Genomic DNA, 21,588 nt, shown 5'->3' on the forward strand with positions numbered 1-21,588 from the left:
AAATACTCCCAGGTCGCAGAGGGTGGTCGAGTTTTCGGCATAGTCGAGGTACCGCCTTCTACTGTGAGTGCAGAGTGTGAGGCAGTGGTGACGGTAGGCTCGTAACGCCAGCCACTGCAGAGATACGGAGCCGCGAGGCGTCGCGCATGTCTCGTCGACAAGTCGTGCAGCCTGTCCGAGACCGTCGTCCAAGCCTGGCTGAGGAGTCGTGCGGGCCTGTCCGAGAAGGAGTTGCTCCGAACGGAGAGGAGCGAGGCGGGCGCCCGGGGGCCAGCGGCCCGCCTCGCTCCGGCTCTACCCGGCCATCGTCAGCCCTCGGTCGGGCGGAGCGAGCGGGCGGTCTTGCGCGCGGAGGCCCGGTCGGCCCGCGCGGGTACGAGGTCCTGCGACAGGGCGCTCGTCAGGACCGCGTGCGCCGCCCCGTGCGTCAGCTCAAGGATCACCGTGTTGCTGACGTTGGTGATCGTGTCGCACGCCTTGTGGTAGCACGGGTCGTACGGCTTCCCCGCGACACCGCCGAAGAGCGCTGCTTCGGCCGCGGTCTTGATGCCTTCCGAGCCGCTGAACAGGCCGCCCGTCGGGATGCCCGCGTCGAAGAAGGGCACGTAGTCGGAGCGGAAGTCGAAGACGGTCGGCGCCAGCGGGAGGTCGCGCCCCTCGAAGTAGGAGGCGAAGATACGCTCCAGCTCGCCCGACCCCTCCGGGCCGGGCACGCCGAAGTCGGAGCCGTCCCCGTCGTAGACGAACCGGGCGAAGTTCGGCGAGCCGATCATGTCGAAGTTCAGATTGGCGGCGACCGCGCCGAGCTGGGCGTCGGTCAGGTTGTCCACGTAGAGCTGCGAGCCCAGGCTGCCGAACTCCTCGGCGCCCCAGAACGTGAAGCGCACCTTCTGCCGCGGCGTGATCTTCAGGGCCGCCATCTGCCGGGCGATCTCGACGAGCGCCGCGACGCCGGAACCGTTGTCGTTGACGCCGGGCCCGCCGGTGACCGAGTCCAGGTGCGCGCCGACGACGAGCACGTTGCCGGGGTCGCCGCCCGGCGAGTCGGCGATGATGTTGGACGTCACCGCGTCGGGCCGGATCTCGGTCCGGGTGACCACGCGCAGCTCGGTGGGCCCGGCCTGCGCCGCGGCGTGCAGCGCGGCCCCGTCGGCGTAGCTGAGCAACACCACCGGCACGTGTGCCGGGGTGAACAGGCTGCCCGGCACGAGCGCCTGGCGGCCGGCCTGGCCCTCGTTGAAGACGACCACCGCGTCGTAGCCGGCCGCCTCGGCGTTGGCGACCTTCACGGCGTAGGAGCAGGTGCCCCGCTGGATCAGAGCGATCCGCGGCTCGGCGCCGACCGGCGCGAAGTCCCCGGGCTCGCAGCCCGAGGTCGAGGAGTTCGGCTGGGCGCCGGGCGGCACCTGTACGTCATTGGTGGGCACGACCTGGCCGGTGACGTCCCCGCTGTCGGAGAAATCCATGGCCAGCGTCTGGTAGGTGACCTGGTTCGGCGACGTCTGCGCCAGCGTGGCGGGCGCGAGCTCGCGGTAGAACGGGAAGGTGAAGGTCTGCTCGGTCACCTGGTAACCGGCGTCCGTCAGGGCCTTCTTGACGTAGGCCGCCGACGCGTCGTAGCCCGGCGTGCCGGAGGCCCGGGTGTTGCCGTTGGCGCTCGCGATCCGCTGCAGGGCGCGGGCGTGCCGGGTGACCCCGTCGAGGGTGATGGCGCTGCGGAGCGTGCCGGTGTCGACATCCGCGGGCGCACCGGCGGGGGCGGCGGCCGAGGCCTGTGGGGGAGCAGAGCTGACGGCCACCGCGGCCGCCAGCATCGGCGTCAGAAAAGCCGCCACAAACCTGGAGAATCGGGGCAACTGTCCCTCCTGAGGGATCATCGGTGTTTCTCAAATGAGAGGACGCGGCGGTAGCGGCCTCACGCGGCCACGGACACGAGGATCGTGCCGCGGGGCGCGGCGCCGTCGCCGTACTCGACGACGCTCAGGTACCGGGTGCGCGCCCGAGTCCGGACCAGGCGTCCGTCAGCTCCATCTGCCTGCCGGGCGTCACCGCGACGGAGGCCGGGGTCACGGTCAGGTTGCCCGCGGACGCGGGTGCGACCACGAAGGCGTTCAGCTCCACGTCCTGCTCGGACACCCCTTCGGCCGTGGCATACTGCACGACGTACACCTCGTAGCGGTCGGCCGTGGTGGCCGTGAACGCCTCCTCGACGGTGAGCCCCAGGCTGCGTCCGGCGAGGGCGCCGTCGCGGTAGACGTACAGGTTGAGGTCGGTGCCGGCCGGGACGTCGGGGGCGTAGGTGGCGAGCCTGGCCACCTTGGTGCCCGCGGGCACGGTCACCGTGCCCTTCCCGGCGGCCGGCCCCTCCGCCGGGTTCGCGCTGTCGATGCCCTTGATCTGCTCCAAGAGGCCGTAGCCCTTGGGAGCCAGATTCGTGTCCATCCAGCACGCCTTGTACATCGCCCGCCGCGACGCCGGTGCCATGCCGCTGATCGTGCCGAGGTCCACGCCGTTGATGACAGCCTCGACGTCGTGGTTGCGGGCCGCTGTGCTCGCGACGTGCGAGGCGTGCCCGTTGTGGTCGTGCGGCGAGCGGTACTTCGCGTCGGGGTCGGCTTGCCGAAGTTGTACCAGCGGGCGCCGAGTAGCTTGTTGGTGCAGGTGACCGGCGCCTCCTCGGCGGGGGCGCATTCACCGGTCCACTTCTTGGCGATGACCTCGGCGTCCGGGCGTGGCTGGGGCAGCGGCGCGAAGCTCGGGTTGCCGGGCGAGATGCCGGTGTCCACGCTGCCGACGATGACCCCCTCACCGGCGCGGGAGGGATCGCCGAACTGCCGCGCCCAGACCCCGTCGGGCCGGTCATGCCGAGGAAGGCTGGGGTGTCGGTGGTGTCGAGCGGGCGGTACTCCTGCGCGAAGACGCCGCGTACGCCGGGGGTGGCGGCGAGCTTGGCGACGTCGGCACCGGCCAGCCGCAGCCCGGCGCCGTTGAGCACGACGTCGTACTCGGCGACGGTCTTCGCCTCGCCGAGCCCGGCCGCGTGCAGCGTCCTGGCCCGTTCGGCCCACAGCGTCGATACCGCCCACCCCGCCGGCGTACGTAGCGAGCGGGGCGGCGTCGAACTGCACCAGGTAGAGGGCGGCCGGTGCCGCCGCTGATCGAGCCGACGCAGCGTGCGCGGGAACGCCGCCCGCCGGCGCGCCCGCGGTGAGTGCCACGGCGATCGCCGCCGGCAGCGGACGAGTGCGTCCTCCGTGATGAGGGCGCGACGCGTCGTGCCCGCGCCCTGACCTCCCTGGTAACGACAAGATGGACAACCTCCATGACCGGGAGTGAAGGATCTTGGACGAACGCCGGAACCCTAGCAAGTGCCGGCTTCAATCCCGCTTCACTCCGCGCAGGCCGCGTCCCCGATACGACGGCCGGCCGGTCACGCCCCGGCTGGTGGCCCTGCCGCGGACCGCCGGGCGGTCACTGCACGCACTTGTCCGCCTCGTTCCAGAAGCGCTTGTTCGACGGGGTCAGGCCCTTGACGTCGTCGGACTTGATCGCGCCGTCGATGTAGCGCCGCAGGTCCTTCTTGTCGCCGTACTTCATGGCGAGGTCCGCCATGCAGGTGACGTACGTGTCGGGCAGCCCCTGCACCTCCGGGTCCTTGCGCATCTTGCGCAGGAGAGCGGTCTTGCTGATGCCTCCGTCAGAGGGCGGCGTCGGCCGTGCGCTGGTCGCCTTCTTTCGCGGCCGTGGCGTGTCCGACACGGTGGGGGCAGGGGAGGCGGCGGCCTGCTCGTCGCCGGCCCCGGCGGAGCCGCCGCACGCGGCGAGGCCGCCGCACAGGAAAGCGGCTGCGAGCCCGGTGGCAAGGAGGCTAGCGCGGTTCGAAGCGCACATGATGTGAGTCCTTCCGTGGATGTCGTGCCTTCACGGCGGCCCCGTCCGTGCCGGGCCGCTTGGGGTGGGTGCTGGACGAACCTCTCAACGCGCCGCTCGCAGTGCCCTGGCGTACCGGTTGATGGGCGGTAGGAAGAACAGCACGTACACGGCGAAACTGAGCGGGACGGCGCAGAACGCCGCTATCCAAGTCCCGGTGGGCAGGACCTTGTTGACGGCCAGACCGGTGTTCTCCGCCAGGAGCACCACAACCGGCACCATGGACACGAACGTGGCGACCAGGACGAGCGCCCGCGCCCACGTGGCGGCGTGACGGGCGAGCCAGGTCAGCAGGACGATGGTCACGCCCGCGATCAGCACGGAAACGGCCTTGGTGGCGATGATCCCGTAACGGTCGTCGACCGCCGCGGCGACCTCCGGGTCGGCGGCGAGCGAGGCGAGCTGGTTGCTCGTCATGTCGCCGATGCTCGCGCCCGCGATGTAGGCCACCAGGCTGTCCTTCGCGCTGACCAGCCCGTTGATGCCGCTGTAGACGTAGAGGCAGCCGATCAGCGCGCTCCAGCCGGTCGCGATGGACAGCAGCACCGGTTTGCGGGCCGCTGGAACCGCGTATTGTCCCGGCTCGCGTTGCGGCGTGGCGGATAGGTTACGGTGCTGCCCTGAATTCATGTCTGACTCCTGAAGTGATGAAGAACAGTGCGTCACGTTCGGCGCAAAGACGGGAATCTGCTGCGCGTATCTGTGGCGATGTCGCGGGGTGCGAGGCCGACACGCGTGCGGGATTTCGTCTTTTGGCCGGCGCCGGTATCGCGGTGTGGATCCGTCAGCACGGCCCGCCGAGCGCAGCAAGAATGTTTCGCACCGCGTCAAAAGATCGCAGCGGCCTACAGCCTAAGGATGCGGTGCGTCATACCGGCTTCACCTTTCACCGTCGGCGCCGGAACGCTGCGCCGCACGCTATTCGTGAATAGGCCCGGCTGAATACGAGGCCGGGTGCATGACCGGAAATCCGGCCGGGGTTCGGCGGAATGCGCCGTCGTGATCTCGGCGTTATGCGCGCGCCGGCGCCGCCGCCCGGTGTGCGCCACGGCGCGTGCGGATCACGGTGTCCGGTGTTCAGGCGCCACGACATGGTCCGGCCACGATGTCCTCGCAATGTCCTGCCGGCGGCCTGGCCCGCTCTGCCGCCTTCCTGGCGACTCCGGGGACATGACACCAGCGAACCCACCCGGCCCGCCGTCCTCGCGGCCGGACCTGCGAGTCGCCCTTCTGGGGACCATTCGAGGTCTGGTGTGACGACCTGCCGGTCAGCCTGGGCTCGTACCGGCTGCGGGCCCTGCTGGCCACGCTGGCGATGTCCGCCGGTGAGACGGTGTCGGTGGAGCGGCTGGCCCGCACCCTCTGGCCGCACGACTTCCCGGACAACCCGCGGCGTAGCGTGCAGACGTACGTCGTCCGCCTGCGCCGTGCGCTCGGCGCCGGGGCGATCCGCGCGATGCTGGACGGCTGGAGGTGGAACCCGACGCGTGGACGCCCTGCGGCTGCGACGCCTGCCACCCGCTGCGCGAGCCGCTGTGGGAACGGTTACTGGTCACGCTGCACCGCTGCGGCAGGCAGGCCGAGGCGCTGGCCGCCTACGAGCAGCTGCGCAGCCGCCTCGCCGGCGAGCTGGGCATCGCCCTCTCTCCCGGGTTGCGGGGTATCCACGCCGTTCTGCGGGCGGAGGAGTCCCTGCAGGTGCTCGCGGTCCACTCCGGCCGGACATCGCCCGCGTCGCCGTGGCGGGTGTGACGGCCTCGCCTCACCCGTCGGAGGCCGCCCGGCTGCTGGATCCTGCGTCCGCAGGCCATGCATCTCGCCTGCGCTGTCTGCGCGGACCGGTCCGGCTGCGGGCAGCGGCTCAGCGGCTGGGCCGGAGCATGAGGGGCCTGATCACGTAGTCGATCAGGGACTGTATGCGGTCGGACTGCAATCCCAGGTGGAGGAGCATCCGGTAGTAGATGGGCCCGTACAGCAACTCGGTGACCAGTCGCAGGTCCGCGTCCTCGCGCAGTTCGCCCCGCTCCTGTGCCTGGCGGAGCCGCCCGATGACCACGTCCACTCTCGGCCGGATCAGCTGGCCGACCAGCGCTTCCATGAGCGTGGCGTCATGTTGCGCCTCGGCGATGAGCCCGGTGTAGGCCGAACCGATCTGCGGGCTGGTCAGGACCTCGATCACACCGGTCATCTGGACGCGGAGGTCGGCGGTGATGTCGCCGGTGTCGGGGAAGGGTGTCCCGGCCTGGGCGTTGGTCACGATCGCCTCCAGGACGACGGCGCCCTTCGACGGCCACCAGCGGTAGATCGTCTTCTTGCTGGCCCCCGCCCTGGCCGCGATGGCCTCCACCGTCACGTTCCCGTATCCGTGCTCGGCGCACAGCTCCAGCGCCGCCGCAAGGATTGCCACCCGGCTCCGCTCGCTGCGTCGCTGGGTATCGGGTGGTTTCGGCATGGGCGCAGTCTAGCAGAAACGACACGTGTCGTATTGACAAGGGTTGCCCCCGTGCGGACCATAGAGAAACGACACGAGTCGTTTCCCAAGCGTTCGGAGGCACGTTATGCACGACACCGCTCTGCCCACCGCGACGGCCCCGCCGTCAGCGGCACCCGGCCGATGGCTACTGGCGGGCATCAGCTTCGCCGGGATGTTCATCGGCGGCCTGATCCTGTCCATGGTGCTGGGCAGCCGGACCTTCCCCTCCCCTTACGAGACGCAGGCGGCGATCACCGGTTACTTCGCCGCCAGCGGCAGCGCGGTGCTCGGGCTCGGGCTGCTGCACACGCTGGCGGCGATCCCGCTGACGATCTTCACGACGGCGCTGGCCAGGGCTCTGCCCGACGCCCTGCCCCGGACGGTGGTCCAGCACGCGGGCGTGATTGCGGCGGTGTTCCTGCTGATCTCCGCCATGTGCGACATCGCGCTCGTCTCCGGCGGCGGCCTCACGGGTGAGGCGCTGCGCGCGCTGCACCTGCTCACGTTCCTGTCCGGCGGCAGCATCCACGTGCTCTTTCTTGGGATCCTCGTCGGCGCCGGCACCATCGGCCTGGCCGGGGCCGCGCCCCGAGCGCTCACGCTGCTGGGAGCGATCTCGGGCGTGGTGTCGCTGGCATCCGTCGCCTCACTGATCGCCACTCCCGTCGCCTTCCTGCTGCCGCTGGGCCGCTTCACGGCGCTGGCGTGGATCATCGCGGCCGCCCTATGGCTGGCGCGGCGCCGCTCGACCTGAGCCGCCCGGTGTTGCGGCCCGCACAGGCGGCGCGGCCCGGGGCGCGTGCCGTCCCGGGCCATGCCGATGTCGGCGGGGCTGCGCGGCGGTTGGTTCATCCGCCCGACGGGTGGAGGTTCAGTCGGGTGGGAGTGAGGTGAGCGCGTCGCCGAAGGCGTTGATGGTGAATTTCGATGTCGGTGGCGGTATGGGTGGTGGAGAGGAACCAGAGTCCGCGTGGCGCGATGTTCACTCCGCGGTCCAGGAGTGCTGCGTGCGGGCGCTCATCATGGCGCGGTCGGTTGCGCGAAGTGGCGGTAGTTTCTGATGGCGGCGGCTTTGGTGAAGAAGGTGTGGAAGAGGGGGCCGGATCCTTCGACCAGTTACGGGTTCGCACACTCCGGCGGCGATGCGGCCGGTGTGACGGTCGTCAGTTCCGACAGCGCGACCAGGTCGTTCCATGGCGCGATGATCAGGCCGGCCGCGAGGGGCCGACCGAGCGTGCCGGGCACCGGGACGGGGGCTCCGGCCGGGCCCGCGAGTGACGGATCGGGTTGCGCTGTAGAGGACGGGTCGAGCCAGCCGTGGTAGCGGCCCTCGAACTTGAGGATCATGGGCCGGCCGGTGTGTCCCTGGGCCAGGCGCAGTTCGGCGTGCACGTCGCTGGACACGCCGCCCGCGAGATGGACTGACCAGCCCGAAGGCGCTGCCGTCGGCGCCGCTCTCGAACGTGTGACGGGCGGGCCCGCCGGGCCGCGGCTGCCACCAGCACGTCAGGGGGATTTCACATGATCGGCATCCCAGATCGCGAGGTCCCGGCACCGGTCGGGGGCTCCGGACGGCAGAGCCGAGTGACAGTCGGTGTCGACCGACGCAGGCAGCCGGGTCCTCGGAAGTACTTCTCCGATCACTCCGCGCGACCGCCGCGAGTCCGGACCTATCGGGGCTCGCGGCGGTCGGCAGAAGCGGTGACGGTCAGGACAGCACCCTCACGCTGTGACGGGTCCCGACCGAGACGGTGCTGCCCGGTGCGACCACCAGCCCGGCGCCGGCGCATCCGGGTTCGGTGTGGACGGTGACGGGCGCGTTGGTGTGGTTGGCTACCTGGGAGATGGCGAAGGCGGTGTTGATGCACCCGGCCTTCGGGTTCTGGACCACCAGGCTGCCTCCCGGCCCGCGGAGACCGAGCTGGCCGGTCGCCGCCACGGCCGGCGTGGCCACGATCGCCAGCGCTGAGGCGGCCGCCACCGCGATGGCACAACGAGCAATGATGCGCATGAAAAACCTCCTGTTTAGGGCACATGCCGGCGCTGACACATCCGCCTCCCGATGTCTGGCGATCGACGGGCGCGACATGCCTCCATGGTTGCGGCGATCGACTTCAAACCGGTGTCAGCTCGGCTTGGCCGTCGAACGCGGGCTGTCGGCGTCCCGTCGTGCTCGCCCTCGCCACGACAGGCGGCCTGCCAGAACAGCCGCTCCTGGCCGGAGGCTGGTCCGGCCCGCCACCGCACGTACCAGAAGGTCCAGCCGCGGAGCGGCCATTGCGCGTTTCGCATGGAAAGCCCGGCAAATGACCCTCCGACGTCCTGGTGCCAGGCATCCGAAGCGTGGACAGTAAGGGGGATGAGACGAGCATGCCGTGCACTATGGCCAGGCACGATGTGCTGCCGGGTCGTTGCCGAAGACTGCGAGGGCCGCTGTTTCGCCGGATCCTCTCACGCCTGCACCAGCCGCCGTCGTTCATGAACGCGACCAAGGATGGCGGGCTACGCGTCAACGTGCTGGGTCCGCTGGAGATCTGGCAGGGCACAACCCCGGTCGCACTCAGTGCGAACCGGCTCAGGACGATGGTCGCCCTCCTGGCCATGTCCGCCGGTGAGACCATCAGCGTGGAGCGGCTGGCACACGCCTTGTGGGGCGACTACCCGCCGTTCAACCCGCGGCGCAGCGTGCAGACCTACATCGCCCGGCTGCGGCACAAGTTGGGGCGGCAGGCCATCCACTCGCTGCCGGGAGGCTACCGGTTGGAGATCGAGTTCGACCACGTCGACGCGCTGCGCTTCCGTCACCTGCTGGCCGAGGCGGCCCTGTCGCGCGGCACCGGCAGGGAGCGGGAGTGCCTGCAGGAGGCGCTGGCCCTGTGGCGGGGCGTCCCGTTCGACGGGGTGGAGTCCGAGACGCTGCGCGGTCCCGAGGCCGCGCGCCTCACCGAGCTCCGCCTCACGGCTGTCGAACGGTGGATCGACGTGAGCCTCATTCAGGGACTGCACGGGGAACTGGTGGCCGAGGTGCAGGAACTCGCCTGGTACCACCCCCTGCGTGAGCCGCTGTGGCAGCGGCTGCTCGTCATCCTCGACCGCTGCGGCCGGAAGGCCGAGGCGCTGGCCATGTACGAGCAGCTCCGGCACCGCCTGGCCGAACGCCTCGGTGCCGACCCCTCGCCGGAGCTGCAGCGCATTCACTCGGACCTGCTGGCCGGGGACGCCTGGCCGAGCGGCACCACGGTGCCCCGCCGGCTTCCCGCGAGCGGCGCCGACTTCGTCGGCCGCGGCGAAGCGCTCAAGGAGATCGACCGGCTGCTCGGCGAAGGCGGCCGCATCTGCGTGATCACGGGCATGGTGGGCGTGGGCAAGACGTCCCTGGCCCTTCGCTGGGCGCAGGAGGCCGCGCCGCGCTTCCCGGACGGGCAGCTCTACGCCGACCTGCAGGGATTCGGCCCGGCCGACGTGCCGGTCGGCCCGGCGGACGTCCTGGAGACCTTCCTGGAGGCGCTGGGCGTGGCCCGCCACCGGACCCCGGACAATGAGCAGGCCAGGGCGGCGCTCTACCGCACGATGCTCGCGGACAAGCGCATGCTCGTGGTGCTCGACAACGCCCGCGACGCCGAGCAGGTGCGCCCGCTCGTGCCCGGTGGCGCCGACTCCGCAGTGGTGATCATCAGCCGCCGGAGGCTCAACAGTCTCGTCGCCACCGAAGGTGCCGGGCGGACCGAGACGGAGACGCAGGCCACCGACGGGCTGTTCGACCTGTGCGAACGGCTTCCGCCGGCTCTGGCCGTGGCCGCCGCCCGCATGGCGGCCAACCCGTCGCTCCTGCTGGGCGCCCAGGTCGCCGAGCTGCGCCGGTCGGGGGCCGGTCTCGGCGTCTCCACCAGCAGGGACGACCTCACCGGCATGCGTATCGCGCTGACCCACTCCTCCCGGCTCCTTTCCGCCGACGCCGCCCGCCTGTTCCGGCTGCTGGCCCTGCACCCGGGACCGGACATCACCGGCCCGGCGATCGCCGCCATGGCGGGCCTGGGCCGGTCACGGTCCGACCGGGTGCTCGACATCCTGCGGGACGCCCACCTGGTGCACGAGCCTTCCCCCGGCCGGTTCGCGCTGCACGAGTTGCTGCGGATGTACGCGCTGGAGCCGGCGGAGACCATCGACGGCTGGACTGTGCGGGAGGCACGCCGACGTCTGATCCAGTACTACGCGCACACCGCCCACGCCGCCGCCCGGCTGCTGGACGGGGCCGCGCACCTGCCACCCCCGCCGGCGGCGCCGGACGCGCAGCCGCAGCGTCTCACCAACCTCGCGCAGGCCACGGACTGGCTGCGCGCCGAACACGCCACCACGCGCGCCGTGCTGCTCCAGGCCGGCGACTTCCCCGCGGAGGCCGTGCCGCTGGCTGCCGCCATGGCACTGTGGTGCGACCGGCAGGGCGCCTGGCGGGAACAGATCAGGATCCAGCGCTTCGCTCTCACGCTGGCCACCTCGACCGGCGACGTCGCCGCGCAGGCGGCGGCGCGGCAGAGCATCGCGGCGGCCTCGATCGAGCTCGGGCTGCCGGAGCAGGCGCGCGCGGAACTCGACCAGGCACTGGAGCTGTCGCGCGCCGGCGGCGACCCGGTCGTCCACGGGCTGTGCTTGCTCGACGAAGCGCTGCTGGCCATGCGGCAGCAGGGCCCGGCGGCCGGGTTGCGCCACGCCGAGCGGTGCCTCGACTGGTTCCGCGAGACGCAACGCGACGCCCACCAGGCCCGGACGCTGAACCTGATCAGCCGGTGCCATGGTGAGCTGGGGCAGTACGCGCAGGCGCTCACCACCGGCGAGACGGCGATGGGGATCGCGATCCGTACCGCGGACAGGACCGGCCAGGCCTGGTCCTCCGCCACGCTCGGCGTCATCCGTCATGCCATGGCCCAGCACCATCGCGCTATCGTCTGGTTCGAGCACGCCCTGATGTTGCTGCGCGACCTCGGGCACCGGGTCTGGGAGGGCGAGGTGCTGCGGCAGCTCGGCGACACCTACCAGGCCGCCGGCCAACCGCTTGAGGCGGGCCGGTGCCGGCGCGGTGCTGAGGAGGTCCTGGACGAGATCCGCCGTCACGACGACAGCGCGGCTCACCCGCCGCTCATCTCGCCTTTCGCCGTCGGTTGAATCGCGGCGCGACCTTGGCACGAACCTCCGTCGGCCCGTCATGAAGCCAGAATGAAACCGTGGCCTGCGAGGCTGACGATGCAGAAGTAGCCGAACGAGGAGAAGGATTCATGAAAGCAGCCGTGGAACGTGGGGCCTGGGCGGCCAGGGTCAGTGCCATGGCGGTCGGCGCCTTGACCGTGACGCTGCTTGGTACGGCACCAGCTCACGCGGTCACCGCCGAGTCCAGCGCGGCGACTGCCGCGCCGTGCAGGAAGGCAGCCAGCGCCAACGGCGACACTATCCGGTTGTGGTACTGCAATGGCACCGGGGGCACCAAGCGCGGCTACCATGGCGCGGCCCTGCTGAGCAACGGCGCGAACGTCTCGCTCCGCGACGGCCGTGGCCAGAACGTGGTCAACCCGAAGGTTGCTACCAGCGGGCGCGGCTGGTACAACACCCCCACCACCGTTTGGTCCGGCCCGTTCAAGGTTTGCACCGGATTCCGGGGGACCACGGGAACGTGTACGAGACTGGCCCGATAGCGCCCATCCGGGCGGCGTGACCGTCCGCGGCTCACGGCCGCGGACGGCAAGCACCGCCGGATTCCCCCTCGGGATCCGGCGGTGCTTTCTGTTGCCCAGGTCGGTGTGCCGGGTCAGCCCGGCTCCCCAGCGGTGGCGCGAGTCACGGTCAGTAACAGACGTAGCCTCCGCTCGTCACGCCGAGCCCGCCATCGGTGAGGTCCTGCAGCTGGCCGATGAAGCAGCCCTGGGTGAGAGGCTGGTTATACCAGATGTACCCCTTCACCTGGCCCGTGGAGATCCAGAAGGCGCCGTCGTCCCAGCCGACGCCTCCGGGACTGTAGTACCGCAGCCTGATGTAGCGCTTGGCCCCGGCGTTCTTGTCGTACCAGACCGTGATCTTCGCCGCGAGGCTGCTGGTCGGCGCGACCCGGATGCACAGGTTGCCGTTACCGAGATTGCGGCACGCCTCCCTCGTGGGCGCCAGGGCGGCGGATTGCGCCGCGCCGGCTCCCTGCAGACCTGCCAGGGCCGTCAGCACGGCCGCACAGAACAGAGACAGTCGTCTCCACATGTTGCTCTCCTGTTGCCCGGGGATCTCGAAAGAGTGACGGCCGCCGGGCGCAGGGAGGGACGGCGCCCGGCGGCCCGGGCGGTCACGGGCCGCGGTATCCGGCCTCGTCCAGGCTGGTGCGCAGGGCCCTGGCGTAGGCGGAGGTGCCCGAGTCGTTGGGGTGCAAGGATTCCCTGCTGACGCAGGTGAGGTCCACGAAGATGCACATCGGGCTGGGGTCGTCGCCGGCGTGGAAGTCGCCGTCACCGGCCGGGGTGAACTTGATTCCGTTGATGTAGTTGTCGGGGTCGCAGACGCCGTGCAAGAAGAACTCGCTGTAGGGCTCCGAGAAGTACACGGGGATGCCTCCGGCGCGCAGCGCGTCCACCCGCTCCTTCGCCTTGGTGCCCATGTGCGTCACGAGGTCGGCGATGGCGCGGGCGTCCTCCACAGTGATCAGCGTTGAGAGGCTGCACTCGCCGATGATGCTGACCGGCACGGGGTAGCCCTGGAGGATGATTTTGGCGTTCTTGGCCTCTTCCCGGATCGCCCTGATCACCCGTTCCACGTTGTTCACCATGGTGCCGACTCCGGCCTTCTGGTCGTCGATGGCGGAGGCGCAGAGCGGGTCGGTGCCTGGGGCGATGCAGTTGGCGACGACCTTGGCGAAGATGCCCTTCTCGCCGCCGTCCACGATGTCGTTGCCGCCCATGCTGAGGACGACCAGCGTGGTGTTCTCGGTCAGCACGCCGGACTTGACCTGCGCGAACTCGTGGAACTGTCCCTCGCCCTTCTCGTAGTCGCCCGGCGAGGCCCAGGATTCCGGGGTGAGCCAGCCGCCCGCGTTCCCGGACTTGGCTCCCGAGCAGGCCACGAAGCCGAGTTCGTGGTTGGCGTCGAACCGGTCGACGAGCGTGCCGAGGTTCTCGGTGTCACCGGGCAGGACGACCTTGCGCGAGTAGGCGTCGTTGCTGCGGCGGCAGGCGTTCCACCAGGCGGTGCCGTGGTCGGCGTCGGAGGAGGCGAAGTAGTCGCCGGCGCCCTCGCCGGAGCTGTAGGAGTCGCCGAGCGCGGCGACGATGTGCTTGGGCTTGGCCGGGAGCTTCTGGACCGCGATGGCGTCCCAGGCGACGCGCACGGTGCCCTTGCCGTCCTTGGTCTCGTTGGAGAGCCGGATGCTGGGGACGGTGCCGTTGAAGTTGTAGACCCCCAGCGACACCCAGCCGTTGCGGCCGATCTGCTGCGGCAGGTACCGCTTCTTGCCGTAGGTGCGGCTCCCGTCCGTGTCGATCTCGTAGCGGGCCTGCTGCGTGCGCGCTCCGGTGACCGGCAGATGCACCAGCACCCGGGCCCATCCGGCGCTCTGGTTCAGCGTCCAGGTGCCGACCGCTCTGCGGACTTCGTCGCTGCTCGGAAGGGTGTTGCTCATCCAGAACTGGCCGGCGAAGCCCGAGCCGATCTGATGCATGTCGATCTTGCCGGGATAGTTGCCGTTCAGGTCGTTCTGGAATCTGAACTGGAAGGTGCCGGCACTGGTGTACTGCGGGGCGCAGTTCGGTCTGATCGAGGGGACGGAGGGGGGCAGGTTGTCGACGACCAGGGCGCCGCTCGGCAATCCGCTGAGGCCGCAGTTCGGGGCGTAGTTGGTGGCGTCCTCCTGATAGGCGTAGCCGGCGTCGAAGCGCTCCCTGCCGTTGCCGCAGCTGGTCGGGCAGTTGGCCTTCCACGTGGACGCCTGGTGCCACCAGCATTTCAGGTCGTACTGGCCGAGGGTGTTCTTGTGCGCGCAGGGACCGGCGGGCTCGCCGATCACCTCGGGGTCGTTCGGCGTGTGGGACGCGCCGGGGTAGCAGTCGTTGCTGGCCGTGCAGAACTGCACGACCGGCGGTTTGACGTTGTAGCGGTCCTGATTGGAGTTCCACCAGGCGTACAGGTGGGAGTACACGAGGGTGCCGGGGCTCTCGATGAGCTCGATCGGGTGGCCGGCGAAGCCCAGCACCTTCTCCGGGTACGGCCAGTGCTGCGGGTGCGCTGCGTCGGCGTAGGAGGTCTCCATGAACGGGGGACGATCGGCCGGGTAGCGCGGATTGACCGGATTGTTCAGCCAGCCCAGCCCCCACGGGTTCGTCCCGCTCGGCTGGTGCAGGCCGGAGTTGTAGGCCCACACCGCGAAGAACCAGTTCTCCAGCCCCGCGGCGGTGCCGTTGTTGACGATCAGCCCTGCCCTGCGGGTCTCGTTCCACTTGTCCTGCAGCATCTGCAGGCCCTTGGCGATGTTGGCGGCGAAGTCGAGGGCGATCGCCCGCTGCTGGTTGACGGGCAGCGCGGTCTCGCCCGGCTTCTCCTTGCCGGCCAGGCGCATGCCGTCGGTGACCTGCATGATGCCGTAACCGCAGTCGGCCTTGTCCCAGCGGATGTTCCAGTCGTCGTTCTCGGTGTCGTTGTAGTAGTCGATGCCGAAATAGTTGCCGATCAGGGGGTTGGCCGTAACGCCCGGGATGGCGAAGCGGGCGGCCTGCCACGTGTTCGACTCCTGCACGGCGACGCCCATCATGATCTGCGCGGGCACGTGCCCGCCGCCGTCGAGCGCCCTGGGCGGGAACAGGCCCTGCGGCGTGTACGCGGGCATGCCCAGGTTCTTCCAGTTGGCCGGCCGCTGCACGTTCAGCACGCCGAGCACGGCCTGGTCGACGGCCCACTCCACCTGCCGCGGCTTGGGCTGCATGGCCTGGCTGCGCGGATCGTTGCGCGCCACCGAGCAGACCTGCTGGGCGCCGTCGGCGGGGTCGTTCGGGCCGCCGCCTGCGGCGAGCGCGGACCGGCCGAGCGCCAACCGGCCGAGCGCCGGGCTCGGCTCCGCGCCGCCGCCCGCGCCGTTCACCGGCGTCACCGAGAGCGTGAACGGCTTGTTCGTGGCCAGCGACGTGGCGGTGATGTCCACCCGCTGCGGCGCGTCCGGGTCGACGGGCGCCACCCGCGGGTCCTTGGTGTTCGTGCGCAGCACCGAGGTCACCGCGAGGCCGCCGGACAGCGACACTCCCGCGTCGGTCGGTACGTTGGCGAGCGCCACGCTCGGCGCCGCCGCGGTGCGGGCCGTGGAGGACTTGGCGCCGGTGACGTACACCTGGCCGCCCCGGGCGGCGCGTACGCTCAGGCCGGTGATGCCGCCGGTGGCCAGCGTGGTGACCGCGTTGCCCTTCTCCATGTCCACGCGGCGCACAGAGGCGTTCTGCTGGTCATCCATCTGGGCGTACACGACGCCGCCGTCGGCGTCGGGGGTCAGCCGGTACGGCACCCCCTTGGCCGAGGCCAGCACCGTGCGCTTGCCGTCGGTGCGCACCCGGACCACCGCGCCGGAGTCGGCGGCCACGATGCCGTCCTTCACCGGCACCGCCGAAGTGAGCTGTCCCGGCACCTCGATGGGTGACGCCAGCTTCCCCTTGACCGTGTCCAGTTCCAGCAGCCGGGTCGAGGTCAGGTCCTCCCCGCTGCCCTGGGTGAGCACCACCGACTCCGACGGGCCGCAGCCCGGGTTGAAGTAGGCCAGGCTCGTCTGCGCTTTCAGTTTGCGCACCGGGCCGCCGTCGAGGTCTACGATCGCGGTGAACCCGCCGCGATCGGCCAGCTCGGCCTTGTTGGTGAATGTGCGGGGCGCGTACACCACGACGGCTCGTTTCCCGGAGGCCGTCACGCAGACGTTGCCGATCCAGGCGTCGGTGTCGAACCCGGGCTCCGACAGTGACGCGGCGGTCCGCCACCGATAGCCGTCCTTGGCGTCGGCGACCAGCACGTGGAAGCCGCTGGCGTCCCCGCTCGTGGCCACGGCCCGGTCGGCGGACTTCTCCCATCCGCTGCCCAGCACTCCGGCGCGCTCGCCGGTGGCCAGGCTCTCGGGAGCTGCGGACTTCGTGGCCGGTACGGTGAGGTCGGCGTTAGCGGGCGGTGGGGTAGGCGTTGGTTCGGCGGCGGCCGGAGGCGGGGCTGACAGCTGGCCCAACAACACGGCCGTGACAGCCGCCATGGCGGCCAGGGATTTGAAACAGCTCATGATCTTCCCGATGGTGGAGAGAATGGCGGTTCGTCAGCGGCGGTGCCGCGGTCGCAGGTAGCCTCATTCAGGCGCTGATATGCGTCAGACCTCGTGCGCCCTACGGTGGCAGGGGCACGCAATGATCGTGCGTTCCCTGGAAACGCGGGTCCAGGACAAAGACGCGGACACTCGCCGGACATTTTGAAACGTTTCGCGGGCGCTTCCGGGAATCGTCATTCGGCCGGGTTCCGTTCGCCTGTTTGCTGGTGACGGCAGAAAAGACGGCGAATGTCGACGGTATTACCGCCGCACCTGTCGCCGCTCCGGATGATGAGGAGTTCTGAAGGTGGAATGAAGGAGCCCGTTGCTAATGTGCGGCAGGTGAACCCCCTGGCACCCTCCGCCGCAGGTGCTGCGACCGCCACCGCAGTCGGCGCCGCCACGACGGCGTAGTACTTCTTCCATCGGGCGATCTGATCTATCCATCACGCTGCTGGACCCCTGTGAGGACCCTTGCCGCGGGTACTCCGGCAGCCACCCATCTCCTTCGAAACATCCCACCGTGAAGGACGGCGAGTGAACATGCCCACCATTCGGCAGCGGTCGCTCCGCATGACGCTTATCGCTACGGTATTTGCCATCGGCTTGCCTTTAGGCGCTTGTCCCGCATCAGCAGCGGATACGCCCTCGACCCTGCCCCAGCTCACCCAGCTCTACGAACTGTCGACCCCCGCCGGCGGGTATTTCTACACCGCCAGCGCGGCCGAGCGGGACTCGGCGATCCGCGACCACGGGTTCGGACCCGCGGGCTCGTCGGCCGCCCGTTTCATCTCCCGGACGGTCTTCCCCGGCAGCGTGGCACTCCACCGGCTGCGGGCCGCCGACCGCAGCGTCTATCGGCTCGCCCGCCCCGACGAGGCCGCGGTTCTGCGCGACAGCGGCGACTGGGTGGACGAAGGCGTGCTGGGCCACGCCGACGCGGACGGACAGTTCGACCCCTCTCGGTTGCCGACCGGCGAACGGCTCGCCGCCGTGTACCAGATCAGCTACGCGGGGATCTGGCGCGCGGCCAATGCCCGGGTGATGGGCCAATACTGCTATCAGATGGATCCGCCGTGGCACCTCGACGGCAAGCTTCCCTCCCTGTGGGCCCTGGAAGCGGCATGACGGCCGTCCCGGCCGCCGGGGCAGGGCAGGATGGCCCGGCCGGGACGGCGACCAGCGCGGCCGGTGCCCCGGTCAGTCCGCCAGGCTGTTGCGGACCGTCCGGACGTTCTCGGTCAGGCCGTGGTCCATGGCGATCATGGCTGCCGGCCGGAAACTGAGGATGTACGCGCGGCGCGGCCCGTCGGTGGTGTTGCCGCGCGAGTAGTGCAACGTGCGCCCGGCGTGCACCACGGCGGAACCCGGGGGCAGCGGCACCGGCGTCGCCCCCGGCTCGTCCTCCGAACAGTCGCACTCGATCGCGCCGCCGCCGCCACCGGCGGGCCGGTGCGGCCGGATCGGGCCGAGGTGGGAGCCGCGCACGTACCACATGCAGCCGTTGTCGACGGTCGCCTCGTCGAGCGAGACCCAGATGGAGGCGGCCCGCTCGTCGGGCAGGTCGACCCAGTAGCCGGCGTCCTGGTGCCAGGGTGCTCGACGAGCTCGGCCGCGCCGAGCACGACCTGTGGCCGGTGCCGCCGCTCAGCGTCGATCTGCTGTGCCGGGTGCTGACCTCGCCCGCCGGCGGCGCGGGGTGGTTGACCGCGGCATGGCGCGAGGCCCTGTGCGCCGCCGCCGTGATCGATCTGATCCGTGGCTCGTCCGGGCCTGAGGCCGGTGTCACCGTGGAGCATCCGGGCCTGCGGCGCGCGCTGCGGTGGCTTGACGACCACCTGGAGGAGCCCGTCACGGTCAACCGGCTCGTCGAGGTCTCGGGAATGTCGGCGTTCCGCTTCTACGAGACCTTCACCGAGACACTCGGCACAAGTCCCAAGGACTACGTGCTGCGGGCGAAGATCGCACGTGCGGAACGCATGCTCACCGAGGGGGACGACAGCGTCACGGAGGTCGCGCATCGTCTCGGATTCTCCTCCAGCCAGTATTTCGCCTCGACCTTCCGCCGTTACCAGGGCCTTTCGCCCACGCAATATCGGCGGGGCCAGTAGTGAGGCCGGATTTCGGTCCGAAACCTCTGTTGGAGACGAACTGCGAGGCGCTCTTGGGCCGCCCGTAGGCGTGACAGCACCTTCTTGACCTGGCCCAGAGATATGTCCGGCAAGCGACCGGTCAACGTCCTGGATGACGAGCCTCCGGTACGGGACGATGGTGTGTCACCAGGTCGCCGCAGAACGAAACGCCGCGGTGATGGGCCGAGCCGTTGGAGGTACCTTGCATCGTCGTCTCTTTGCCGGGCTGGCCGTCTGCGCCGGTCTGTTCGCCGTAGCCGGAATGACCGGGGCGCCTGCTCTCGCCGCGACCCAGAAGGCCTCGACGCAAAGCGCCGCCGTCACCTTCGAGGCCGAGGCATGGGAGTACGCGGGCCGGTTCGCCACGTTGACCGCATGCAGGACCGAAGGCCGCGAGTGGGTCCGCAGGCAGTGGGCCTACCAGTACAAGTGCGTCGGAGGCCCCGCGTACAGCTACTACAACCTTTGGGTCATCCCCGCGTAGGGGCCGCACCGATGGGGCGGGAGAGGAGTTGACTTTCGGCGATGGGGCCGCTCGCGCGCGTGACTAAGCGGGAGTTCAGAAGTCCTGCGCGTGACGGGGCGTGAGATCGCGGGCGCGGACGGGCGTTGACAGGGGCCTCGCTGGGAGTTGGATCGAAGTTGCTGGCAACGCCCACCCACCCCGCGAGGTCGTGGTCAGTATGCGCCCGGTCAGCGTGTTCGCCAACGGTCCCGAAGGCTCGATCGAGCAGTTGCGTGCGGACCTGCGCGGCCGGCGGCGGCAGGCCAGGCGGGCGGTGATGGTGCTGCTGTCGGTGCACGGGGTGTCCCCGGCCCAGATCGCTGAGCTGCTGGAGTGCGATGCGAGCACGATGCGGCGGTGGATCGGCCGCTTCAACTGCGATGGGCTGGCGGGTCTGGCCGGTCTGCCTCGTGCCGGGCGACCGCGCGTTGGCGGGGCACGCCTGCTCGCCCGGATCGCCGCGTTGCTGGAACCGGGCAGGCTGCGGACAGTGCCCCCTAGTTATGGCAGGACCTGGGCCGGCCGAAGCTGAGCGCGCGCACCCTGTATCGGTGGCTACGGATCGTGGCGATCTGGCGGCGGCCCAAGCTGGTGGCCCGCGGCGATCCGGACCGCTGGCGGGCGGTGGCCGCCATCCCATCACTGCCTGGCCGCGGGAGTTACCGCGCGGCGCGCTGGTGTGGGCCACCGATGAGACTCACATCAATCTGCTGGTCTCATGATGCGACACGATCGAACTAGGAGGTTCTCGATGTTCCAGACGGGGACGGCTGTCGCGCTGGCGGCGGCGATGTTGTCGGGCGGGCTGCCGCAGGGCATGCTCTTCATGGAGTCGCACCCGCCCGCGAAGGAGTGGGAGACGTACAAGGTGACCGACTCCAACAACCTGCCGCTCCAGCTCGATCCGTGCTTCTTCCGCCACCGCAGGGACGCGGGGCGAGTGGCCACCCGGGCCGTGATCTACACCGCGGAAACGGAGCTGAAGTACGAGCAGCTAGTGATCTACAAGAACGTCAGGCACGCCAAGCGCGCCATGAACCTGCTGCGGAGGGACCTCGCGAAATGCGCGGACGTGGGCAAGGGTGTGCACCGCTACCGGTACTTCAGCAAGCCGCTGGACGTGGGCGATGAGGGCCTGCGCGCGGGGGGCCTGTTCTTTGAGAACGGCGAGCATTCGGTGGCCGTACGCCGCGGCGCGGCCGTCTACATCGTCGGCGAGACCGCCTCTCCGACCAAGAGCCTGCCCATCAACCGCTTCCGTCGCCTCATCTCCCAGGCCGAACAGATGACGATCAAGGTCTGCGAGCTGCCGAAGGCGTCGTGCTAGAAGCTGTTTGAAGTTCGGATCTTGGTAGGGTCGGGGCTGGGCTGGCCGTGACTGGCGTTTCGATGTGACCGACACCGAGTGGGCGTTGATCGAGCCGCATCTGCCGGTGGCGGCCACCGGGCCGCTGCCCCGGCGGGTGCGTGATCAGCTCAATGGGATCTTGTGGCGATTCCGCACCGGGTCGGGCTGGCGTGACGTGCCGGAACGCTATAGGCCTTGGTCCACCCTCTACTCCCGGTTCAACGGCTGGGCCAAGGCCGGAGTGTTCCAGGACCTGATGAACGCGCTGATCGCCGAGGCCGCAGCGCGCGGCCAGGTCGGGCTGGAGCTGGTCAGCGTGGACTCCACGATCGTGCGGGCACATCAGGAATCGGCCGGGCCGGCGATCGCCGGAGAGACCCTGGACGCGCTGGAGCAGGCGCTGACCGAGGAAAATGGGCTCCGCTGCCGGAGCAGCCGCCGGTGCTGCGGGTGATGCGCCGCAGGCCGCACCCGACGCTGGCGCGTCGTCGGCGGACGAGCGCATCGCCTCCAGGCGACGGCGCAAGGCACGAGCGAAGGCTGCCGCGCTCGGCCGATCCCGGGGCGGGCTGAGCAGCAAGATCCATGCTGCGGTCGATGCCGCCGGACTACCGCTAGTCTTCGTGCTCACGCCCCGGCCAAGCCGCCGACTGCCCGCGATTCACCACCGTCCTGGACACGATCCGCATGGCCGGACCGTGAGCCGGCCACGGACCCGCCCGGTGGACGGCCCGTCACCTTCGATCCGCAACGCTACCGGCAGCGCAACACCATCGAACGCTGCGTCCAGAAGATCAAGATCTGGCGTGGCCTGGCCACCCGCTACGACAATGCCCCGGAAAGCTACGAGGCTCGACCCTGTGGTTACGACTCCTCACCTCAACCACATGATCCGAACTCCGAACAGCCCCTTGC

At 70.1% G+C, this 21,588-nt stretch carries 20 protein-coding genes and 2 pseudogenes; 12 read left to right on the forward strand and 10 right to left on the reverse strand.

All coding sequences use genetic code 11. The features are described 5' to 3' along the window. Positions 1-308 precede the first annotated feature (308 nt). Positions 309-1,835: a M20/M25/M40 family metallo-hydrolase gene (locus SMD20_RS40125; protein WP_329591263.1), complete on the reverse strand. Its 1,527-nt coding sequence runs from the start codon at positions 1,833-1,835 to the stop codon at positions 309-311. 145 nt (positions 1,836-1,980) lie between these two features. Continuing rightward, entirely contained in the window at positions 1,981-2,691 is a 711-nt protein-coding gene (locus tag SMD20_RS40130) for a hypothetical protein (protein ID WP_329591265.1), read from the reverse strand. 188 nt (positions 2,692-2,879) lie between these two features. Between SMD20_RS40130 and SMD20_RS40135 the strand changes: the two genes are divergently transcribed. Beyond that, positions 2,880-3,158: a hypothetical protein gene (locus tag SMD20_RS40135; protein WP_329591267.1), complete on the forward strand. Its 279-nt coding sequence runs from the start codon at positions 2,880-2,882 to the stop codon at positions 3,156-3,158. Positions 3,159-3,471: 313 nt separating this feature from the next. Here SMD20_RS40135 and SMD20_RS40140 read toward each other — a convergent pair whose 3' ends face one another. Further along, entirely contained in the window at positions 3,472-3,891 is a 420-nt protein-coding gene (locus tag SMD20_RS40140) for a hypothetical protein (RefSeq protein ID WP_329591269.1), read from the reverse strand. Positions 3,892-3,975: 84 nt separating this feature from the next. Then, positions 3,976-4,560: a hypothetical protein gene (locus SMD20_RS40145; RefSeq protein WP_329591271.1), complete on the reverse strand. Its 585-nt coding sequence runs from the start codon at positions 4,558-4,560 to the stop codon at positions 3,976-3,978. A 670-nt stretch (positions 4,561-5,230) separates the two neighbouring features. Between SMD20_RS40145 and SMD20_RS48500 the strand changes: the two are divergent. Together SMD20_RS48500 and SMD20_RS40150 are read left to right on the forward strand one after the other, a co-directional pair. Then, positions 5,231-5,359, forward strand: a pseudogene (locus tag SMD20_RS48500) (winged helix-turn-helix domain-containing protein); the annotation flags it as partial. A gap of 44 nt (positions 5,360-5,403) precedes the next feature. Next, on the forward strand, positions 5,404-5,682 hold the full coding sequence (locus tag SMD20_RS40150) for a BTAD domain-containing putative transcriptional regulator (RefSeq protein WP_329591273.1): 279 nt from the start codon (positions 5,404-5,406) through the stop codon (positions 5,680-5,682). Between the two features lie 109 nt (positions 5,683-5,791). Here the strand turns inward: SMD20_RS40150 and SMD20_RS40155 are convergent, their stop codons facing one another. Beyond that, entirely contained in the window at positions 5,792-6,337 is a 546-nt protein-coding gene (locus SMD20_RS40155) for a TetR/AcrR family transcriptional regulator (RefSeq protein ID WP_329591275.1), read from the reverse strand. Positions 6,338-6,488: 151 nt separating this feature from the next. Here SMD20_RS40155 and SMD20_RS40160 point away from each other — a divergent pair, with 151 nt between their 5' ends. Further along, on the forward strand, positions 6,489-7,157 hold the full coding sequence (locus SMD20_RS40160) for a hypothetical protein (RefSeq protein WP_329591277.1): 669 nt from the start codon (positions 6,489-6,491) through the stop codon (positions 7,155-7,157). A gap of 362 nt (positions 7,158-7,519) precedes the next feature. Here SMD20_RS40160 and SMD20_RS40165 read toward each other — a convergent pair whose 3' ends face one another. Both SMD20_RS40165 and SMD20_RS40170 read right to left on the reverse strand, forming a co-directional pair. After that, positions 7,520-7,807: a hypothetical protein gene (locus tag SMD20_RS40165; RefSeq protein WP_329591278.1), complete on the reverse strand. Its 288-nt coding sequence runs from the start codon at positions 7,805-7,807 to the stop codon at positions 7,520-7,522. A 304-nt stretch (positions 7,808-8,111) separates the two neighbouring features. Then, complete coding sequence (locus tag SMD20_RS40170; protein ID WP_329591280.1) at positions 8,112-8,414, reverse strand: hypothetical protein; 303 nt, start codon at positions 8,412-8,414, stop codon at positions 8,112-8,114. A 467-nt stretch (positions 8,415-8,881) separates the two neighbouring features. Here SMD20_RS40170 and SMD20_RS40175 point away from each other — a divergent pair, with 467 nt between their 5' ends. Beyond that, positions 8,882-11,563: an AfsR/SARP family transcriptional regulator gene (locus SMD20_RS40175; RefSeq protein ID WP_329591281.1), complete on the forward strand. Its 2,682-nt coding sequence runs from the start codon at positions 8,882-8,884 to the stop codon at positions 11,561-11,563. Positions 11,564-11,673: 110 nt separating this feature from the next. After that, complete coding sequence (locus SMD20_RS40180) at positions 11,674-12,087, forward strand: hypothetical protein (RefSeq protein ID WP_329591282.1); 414 nt, start codon at positions 11,674-11,676, stop codon at positions 12,085-12,087. Between the two features lie 148 nt (positions 12,088-12,235). Here SMD20_RS40180 and SMD20_RS40185 read toward each other — a convergent pair whose 3' ends face one another. Together SMD20_RS40185 and SMD20_RS40190 are read right to left on the reverse strand one after the other, a co-directional pair. Continuing rightward, complete coding sequence (locus tag SMD20_RS40185; RefSeq protein WP_329591284.1) at positions 12,236-12,607, reverse strand: hypothetical protein; 372 nt, start codon at positions 12,605-12,607, stop codon at positions 12,236-12,238. A 115-nt stretch (positions 12,608-12,722) separates the two neighbouring features. Beyond that, entirely contained in the window at positions 12,723-16,667 is a 3,945-nt protein-coding gene (locus SMD20_RS40190) for a hypothetical protein (protein WP_329591286.1), read from the reverse strand. A 558-nt stretch (positions 16,668-17,225) separates the two neighbouring features. On the opposite strand from SMD20_RS40190, the gene SMD20_RS40195 reads away from it, so the two are divergent. Continuing rightward, on the forward strand, positions 17,226-17,816 hold the full coding sequence (locus tag SMD20_RS40195; protein ID WP_329591288.1) for a hypothetical protein: 591 nt from the start codon (positions 17,226-17,228) through the stop codon (positions 17,814-17,816). 72 nt (positions 17,817-17,888) lie between these two features. Here SMD20_RS40195 and SMD20_RS40200 read toward each other — a convergent pair whose 3' ends face one another. Then, a complete protein-coding gene (locus SMD20_RS40200) occupies positions 17,889-18,251 on the reverse strand; it encodes a phytanoyl-CoA dioxygenase family protein (RefSeq protein WP_329592827.1) in 363 nt (120 codons plus the stop codon). A 32-nt stretch (positions 18,252-18,283) separates the two neighbouring features. Here SMD20_RS40200 and SMD20_RS40205 point away from each other — a divergent pair, with 32 nt between their 5' ends. The 5 genes and pseudogenes from SMD20_RS40205 to SMD20_RS40225 all read left to right on the forward strand — a co-directional run bounded on the left by SMD20_RS40205 (position 18,284) and on the right by SMD20_RS40225 (position 21,127). Then, entirely contained in the window at positions 18,284-18,799 is a 516-nt protein-coding gene (locus tag SMD20_RS40205) for an AraC family transcriptional regulator (protein WP_329591290.1), read from the forward strand. A gap of 223 nt (positions 18,800-19,022) precedes the next feature. Further along, a complete protein-coding gene (locus tag SMD20_RS40210; RefSeq protein WP_319712879.1) occupies positions 19,023-19,304 on the forward strand; it encodes a hypothetical protein in 282 nt (93 codons plus the stop codon). A 199-nt stretch (positions 19,305-19,503) separates the two neighbouring features. Further along, positions 19,504-20,038, forward strand: a pseudogene (locus tag SMD20_RS40215) (helix-turn-helix domain-containing protein); the annotation flags it as partial. Between the two features lie 38 nt (positions 20,039-20,076). Next, positions 20,077-20,652, forward strand: coding sequence for a hypothetical protein (locus tag SMD20_RS40220; protein WP_329591294.1), 576 nt, complete (start codon positions 20,077-20,079; stop codon positions 20,650-20,652). A gap of 64 nt (positions 20,653-20,716) precedes the next feature. After that, the gene (locus tag SMD20_RS40225) at positions 20,717-21,127 is read left to right on the forward strand and encodes a transposase (protein WP_329591296.1); all 411 of its coding nucleotides are present in this window, start codon (positions 20,717-20,719) and stop codon (positions 21,125-21,127) included. Positions 21,128-21,588: the final 461 nt, after the last annotated feature.

Source organism: Nonomuraea sp. LP-02 (genome assembly GCF_036289125.1).
Lineage (GTDB): Bacteria > Actinomycetota > Actinomycetes > Streptosporangiales > Streptosporangiaceae > Nonomuraea > Nonomuraea bangladeshensis.